Origin of the sequence: Rathayibacter sp. AY1D5 (assembly GCF_002932515.1) — a bacterium.
Classification (GTDB): Bacteria; Actinomycetota; Actinomycetes; order Actinomycetales; family Microbacteriaceae; genus Rathayibacter.
Genome location: NZ_PSVU01000051.1, coordinates 21,783 through 27,809 on the forward strand (window position 1 = coordinate 21,783; position 6,027 = coordinate 27,809).

Consider the following 6,027-nt stretch of genomic DNA (forward strand, 5'->3'; position numbering starts at 1 on the left):
TCCCGAAAGGTCCCACTCCCCGTGACTGATGACCGCCACCGTCACCGCCCCCCGGACCCCGACCCCGAGCTGCCGGTCGACAGCGACCTCGACGTCGACGACGCCCCCGACGGGACGCCACGACCCGTGCACCTGCGTCCGCGATACCTCCTCCTCGTCGCCGCCGGCGGCACGGTCGGGACCGGGGCGCGGGAGGGCCTGACCCTCGCGTTTCCCGCCGATCCCGCCTTCGACACCGTCGTCTTCGCCATCAACATCGTCGGCGCGCTCCTGCTCGGCGTACTCCTGGAGAGCCTCGCCAGAGCCGGCAGCGACGAGGGCCGACGCCGCACCGCACGGCTGCTGCTCGGTACCGGAGCGCTCGGAGGCTTCACCACCTACAGCACCCTCGCCACCGACACCGCCCACCTGCTCACCACAGGACACCCCGCACCCGCCGCCCTCTACGCGCTCGGCACCGTCCTGCTCGGTGCCCTCGCGTCCTGGACCGGAGTCGCCCTCGCCGCAGCACTCCACCGGCGACGCACGCAGAGGAAGGTGCCGGCATGACACCCGCACTGTTCCTCGCGCTCTCCCTCGCCGGTGGAATCGGAGCCGCAACACGGCTCCTCCTCGATGGGCTCATCAAGGCCCGCACCGGCGGCGCCTACCCCTGGGGCACCACCGTCATCAACGTCACCGGATCACTCCTCCTCGGCCTGATCACCGGCCTCGCCCTCGCAGGCATCGCCCCCGAGCCGTGGCGACTCGTCCTCGGCACCGGCTTCCTCGGCGGCTACACCACCTTCTCCACCGCCAGCCTCGAAACCGTCCGTCTCCTCGCCGAAGGACGCCAACTCGCCTCCGCCATCAACGCCCTCGGCACGCTCCTCCTCAGCGTCATCGCCGCAGCAACAGGACTCTGGCTCGGAGGCGCGCGATGAGCATCATCGATGCACCCTCACCGGCAGTGGTGGTCGGTCTTGCCGGCGTCGATTCCGGCCCGGAGTCGGGGCACGCAGGGTCCTTCCGTTCAGCGGGTGCGGTGCGCCGTGAACGACCTCGCCGGCATGTCATCACGGGGCGATCTGGTCGCGTCTCTCCATGAGCGGTCCTGCCGTTGCGGGGTCCCGGGCGGCTCATCACGGCATGCCATCAGGCGGCTGAAGGCGGTCAGCCGTACCCGGGACCCCTGGCGCGTTCCGGAGCCGACAACTGCCCCGAATCCACGGAGACAACGGTGAGGAAGGCGGTCGGACTCCGGGGGAGCGACGCCGACCGGGACGCGGAGCGGCGTCAGCAGTGGGAGGGCCTCGACCCCGTGCTGCGCTCCCTCGGCTTCCCGAAGGGGCTGTGACGCCGGCCCGGTGGACCTCACCGGGCCGGCGCCCGCGCGCTCAGCGGTGCGCGGGTCGGAGCCCCAGCAGCGTGTCGATGATCACGAAGGCCGCGAGGCTCGCACCCAGGAGCGGGAGGAACAGCCCGAGCGCGGCGGCGACGACCAGGACGGACGCGACTCCCCACCACGGCGCGCGCCGGAGCGCTCCCCGGGCCGGCGGGGTGCCGCCGAGCCGTCGGGGACCGCGGGTGGGGCGGCGCTTCCACCACATCAGGTACCCGAGCAGGACCATCGTGGCGATGCCGGCCGCGGTGACGAACAGCAGCAGCTGGTTGGGCAGCCCGAACATCGAGCCCATGTGCGTGTCGATGCCCCAGCGGGAGAGCTTGGCGACGAGGCCGAAGTCGGCGAAGTCGACCCGGTCGACGACCTGCATCGTGCTCCCGTCGATCGCGACGCCGTCGACCTCGGTCGGGAAGCTGCGCTGGATCTCCTGCACGACCCAGGCCGAGCCCTCCGCCGCGGGCGGCCGGATCTCGACCAGTCCCGTGTTCACGTTGACCTCGCGGGCGACCGAGAGCACCGAGTCGTAGGCGGCCGGCGAGTAGCCCGCCGTCGACTCGACGGCGTCGCCGGTGGCCGCGCCGTGTCCGGCGTGCCCGGCGTGCTCGTCGGCCACCTCGCCGGTCCGGTCGCCGAGCGTCGTCCCCAGCGAGGGCGTGGTCCAGCCGACTGCGGAGCGGAGGGTCTCGAAGTTCCCGCCTCCGTAGAGCGACCAGGTGATGCCTGTGGTCGAGAGGAACAGGGCGCCGACGAGCAGCCAGACGCCGGTGGAGGCGTGCCAGGAGAACAGGCGCTTGTAGCCGGTGGTCCTCGGCGCGGGGCGCAGCAGGTCCCTCTTCACGCGGGCTCGGCGGAGGCGGATGATCCAGAGGCCCAGGCCGGCGAGGGCGACGACCCCCAGCCAGGAGGAGGCGAGCTCGCTGTAGGAGCGGCCCACGTCCCCGAGGTGCAGCGTCCGGTGCAGGTCGCTGATCCAGGTCCGCAACGGCAGGGCGCCGCTGGTGCCGTAGGCGGTGAGGTCGCCGCGGACGTCGGCGGTGGCCGGGTCGATGAAGACCGCGCGGGTCTCGCTGGCGTCGAGCGACGGGTCCGCGTACATCACCCGGGTGGTGTCGCCGGGGTTCGGGGCGGGGCCGACGGCGACGATGCTCTGCCCGCCTCCGGTGTACGCGTCGGCGGCGTCGATCTGGTCGGCCAGGGGCAGGTAGGTGTCCGCTTCGGGGGCGTGCAGCTCCTGCGCGTAGACGACCTGCTCGAGCTGCGGGGTGAGTGCGTAGAGCGCTCCGCTGGTCGCGGCGACGAGGATGAACGGCCCGACGAACAGGGCGGCGGAGAAGTGCAGGCGGAGCAGCAGCTGTCCGAGCCAGCCTGCGCTGCTTCTGCGCGGCGGGGGCGGGGTGTCGGCGGAGTCGCGGGGTCTCGTGGCGGTGGTGGTCATGCTTCCGGTCCTTCGGTGCTGTGGCGGGTGCCGGTGAGGGTCAGAGGAGGGTGTCGCCGATGTAGCCGCCCTCGACGCAGCCCGGCGGGATCGCGAAGACGGCGGAGCCGATCGGCGTCGTCCACTCGTTGAGCAGGTCCAGCTCGTCCAGTCGCTTCTGGATCGGCACGAACTGCGCGGTGACGTCGGCCTGGTACGCCGCGAAGATCAGCCCGGAGTTCGAGATGTCCTCGCCCGTCGGGGTGTCGTCGTAGTTGTAGGCGCGGCGGTGGAAGCGCTCGGCGGTGTTCTCCGAGCGGGCGCGCCTCATGTGCGAGAACTCCGGGATCACCGGGAAGCCGATTGCCGTCGTCGCCTCGAAGTCGGGCTCGTCGGCCTCCGCCGTCCCGGTGAGGGGCGCGCCGTTCGCGAGGGTCCGGGGAGGAGACGGGTCGGTCAGACGCCGCGGGGACCTCCGGGGAGGTCCTCGCCGCGGCTCGCGTCGATGATCAGGAGGCGGGCTGCAGAGGGGGGCCGCGCCGCAGCGCCGCCTGGGGGAAGACGCCCGAGGCGAGGGGGAGCACGTCGCGCAGCTCGAAGGAGGAGCGTCGCGCGGGTCGAGGAGCGGCCACCGGAGCCGGCACGACCCGCACCAGGCGGGTGACGAGGTGGCTCGTCGTCGCGGCGACTCGGACGAGGAGGGACTCGCCGCGGTGGAGCGCCGCGGTCGTCGCGACGGCGGCGACGAGGTGCGCCGCCCACATCGAGGAGCCGGTCATCCCGCTGTGCGTCATCGCCGCGCTGACGTCGATCACGGCACCGTGGTGCGCGTGCAGGGTCGGCGCATCGACCGGCCCCGCGAAGGTCCCGATCGTGAAGAGCGTGTGGAACAGGAACTGGCTGACTCCCACCGAGACCGCCAGGCGGACCAGGGAGAGCCTGCGCCCGGCGAGCGCCACGCACACCAGGACCGACAGGACGAGCGGCATCGCGACACCGAGCGGACCCGGGATCTGGCCGCCGCCGGCCACGTGCGAGAACAGTGCGACGAGCGTCGCCACCGTCGCCGCGACGACACCCCGGAGGGTGCGCAGCGGGCGCGACGACGACATCTCCCCAGTGTCGCAGACGCCTCCTTCCCGCGGAGGACCGCTCTCGGGCGAGAGGGGCGGCCGGCCGGCGGTTCCTCTCAGCGCGCCGCGGAGGCTCCGGGGCGTCACTTCTCGGGCCGGACCACCAGCCCGACGCCGCCGCCGCGCCGCACCGGTTCGGCGACCGCGGTCATCCGGCCGGAGGGGTCGACCTCGATGGCGGCCACCGCCCCGATCTGCGCGGCCGAGGTGAAGGTGTCGCCCGAGGGGACCAGCTGCTGGCCGAAGGGAGCGAGGTCGTCGGCGTACGCCTCGATGAACTCGGGCTCGGCCGAGGTCGTCGCGCCGTTGCGCTGGGAGGCGCGGGGCGCTGCCACCGCCTCGGGGAGCGTCATGCCGAGGTCGATGCGGTTGACCAGGGTCTGCAGGACCGTCGTGATGATCGTGGATCCGCCCGGCGAGCCGACGACGAACCGCACGTCCCCGCCGTCGAGCACGATCGTCGGCGACATCGACGAGCGCGGGCGCTTGCCCGGCTCGATCCGGTTCGGGTCCCCGTCGACGAAGGTGGGGGAGAAGTCGGTCATCTCGTTGTTGAGGAGGAAGCCGCGTCCGGGGACGGTCATCGCCGAGCCGCCGGTCTGCTCGATCGTGAGCGTGTAGGAGGCGGCGTTGCCCCACTTGTCGACGACCGAGAGGTGGGTCGTGGAGATGTTCTCGGTGTCCGACTCCTCCGCGGCGGGGGCGGTCGCGCATCCGGAGCCGTCGAGAGCGCCGGGCGCGACCGGGCGGACGGAGGCGGTCGCCGGGTCGATCGTGCAGTCCCGCGAGTCCGCGAACTCCTGGCTGAGGAGCGTCTCGGTGGGCACGTCGACGAAGGCCGGGTCGCCGACGTAGGCGCCCCGGTCGGCGAAGGCGCGGGCGGACGCCTCGAGGTAGAGGTGCAGGGCGCTGCCCGTGTCCTCGGCCGCGAGGTCGTGGTTCTCGAGGATGTTGAGGGCCTCGCCGACCGCGATCCCGCCGGAGGAGGAGGGCGCCATGCCGTAGACGTCGAGTCCGCGGTAGGAGACGCGGGTCGGCGCCTGCTCGGCGACCGAGTACGCCGCGAGGTCGGCGGCGGTCATCGTGCCGGCCGGGGCGGGGAGGTCCGACCCCTCGGCGATCCGCGGGTTCTGGACCGTGTCGGCGATCTCGGCGGCCAGCGCGCCCTCGTAGAACGCGTCCGGCCCGTGGACGGCGATGGAGGTCAGCGTCTTCGCGAGGTCGAGGTTGCGGAAGGTGCTGCCCACCTTCGGCGCGTCCCCACCGGGGAGGAAGAGCTCGGCCGTGTCGGGGAACGCCTGGAACCGCTCGAGGTTGTCGAGCGTCTGGTTGCGGAAGGTCTCGTCCACCCGGAAGCCCTTCGCCGCGAGCGCGATCGAGGGCGCCAGCACGACGGGGAGCGGCAGGGTGCCGAAGCGGTCGACCGCGGTGTCCCAGGTCGCCACCGTGCCGGGCACGCCGACCGCGACGCCGGAGGAGACGAGGTCCGGGGTGAACGGGTACGGGGCTCCGGTCGCGGGGTCGAGGAACGCGTCCGAGGTGATGCCGGCCGGTGCTGTCTCGCGTCCGTCGATGGTGCTGACCTCGCCGGAGGCCTTGTCGAAGTAGACGAAGTACCCGCCTCCGCCGATGCCGGCGCTGTACGGCTCGCTCACGCCGAGGGCCGCGGCCGTGGCGACCGCGGCGTCAGCTGCGTTGCCGCCGCGCTTCAGCACCTCCATGCCCACGCGGCTCGCGTTCGCGTCGACGCTCGAGACCGCTCCGCCGTAGCCCACCTGCGTCGAGGGCGAGATGAGGGGTCCGCCGAGGAAGTCGCGGATCTTCTCGGGCGTGAGCCCGCTGTCCTTCAGGTATCCGGAGACGGGCCTGTCGAGAGCGGACGCCGGTGCGGCACCCGCCACTCCCACTGCGACGACCGCGACCAGCGCGATCGCGATCCTGCGGAGCACGGGTGTCGTGGCCATGGCGTTCCTCCATCGGAACTCTGTGGTGCGCGGTCGGCGATGCGGGTCCCCCCAACCTAGGGGCGGGGTGGGGGTGCGGGGAAGGGTGGTGGACATGAGGGGCTCCTGGAGGTCGTAGGTGAGTGACCGAAC

General features: G+C 72.8%; 5 protein-coding genes and 1 pseudogene. 2 read left to right on the forward strand and 4 right to left on the reverse strand.

The window, feature by feature from the left end:
• Positions 1-21 precede the first annotated feature (21 nt).
• A complete protein-coding gene (locus C5C82_RS14035) occupies positions 22-549 on the forward strand; it encodes a CrcB family protein (RefSeq protein WP_258062373.1) in 528 nt (175 codons plus the stop codon).
• Complete coding sequence (gene crcB, locus C5C82_RS14040; RefSeq protein ID WP_104224798.1) at positions 546-923, forward strand: fluoride efflux transporter CrcB; 378 nt, start codon at positions 546-548, stop codon at positions 921-923. Before C5C82_RS14035 ends, crcB begins: the two co-directional genes overlap by 4 nt.
• Positions 924-1,376: 453 nt before the next feature.
• Here crcB and C5C82_RS14045 read toward each other — a convergent pair whose 3' ends face one another.
• From C5C82_RS14045 to ggt, 4 genes and pseudogenes are all read right to left on the reverse strand, one after another.
• The gene (locus C5C82_RS14045; protein WP_104355244.1) at positions 1,377-2,819 is read right to left on the reverse strand and encodes a PepSY domain-containing protein; all 1,443 of its coding nucleotides are present in this window, start codon (positions 2,817-2,819) and stop codon (positions 1,377-1,379) included.
• Positions 2,820-2,859: 40 nt separating this feature from the next.
• A pseudogene (locus C5C82_RS14050) lies at positions 2,860-3,240 on the reverse strand (Dyp-type peroxidase); the annotation flags it as partial.
• 67 nt (positions 3,241-3,307) lie between these two features.
• Positions 3,308-3,910: a hypothetical protein gene (locus C5C82_RS14055; protein WP_104355245.1), complete on the reverse strand. Its 603-nt coding sequence runs from the start codon at positions 3,908-3,910 to the stop codon at positions 3,308-3,310.
• A 104-nt stretch (positions 3,911-4,014) separates the two neighbouring features.
• Positions 4,015-5,895: a gamma-glutamyltransferase gene (ggt, locus tag C5C82_RS14060; protein ID WP_104250437.1), complete on the reverse strand. Its 1,881-nt coding sequence runs from the start codon at positions 5,893-5,895 to the stop codon at positions 4,015-4,017.
• Positions 5,896-6,027: the final 132 nt, after the last annotated feature.

What these genes read in the sequence shown, in the direction of transcription:
- crcB (WP_104224798.1), top strand. Translation starts at nt 546, where the DNA reads ATGACACCCGCACTGTTCCTCGCGCTCTCCCTCGCCGGTGGAATCGGA.
- C5C82_RS14045 (WP_104355244.1), bottom strand. Translation starts at nt 2,819, where the DNA reads ATGACCACCACCGCCACGAGACCCCGCGACTCCGCCGACACCCCGCCC.
- C5C82_RS14055 (WP_104355245.1), bottom strand. Translation starts at nt 3,910, where the DNA reads ATGTCGTCGTCGCGCCCGCTGCGCACCCTCCGGGGTGTCGTCGCGGCG.
- ggt (WP_104250437.1), bottom strand. Translation starts at nt 5,895, where the DNA reads ATGGCCACGACACCCGTGCTCCGCAGGATCGCGATCGCGCTGGTCGCG.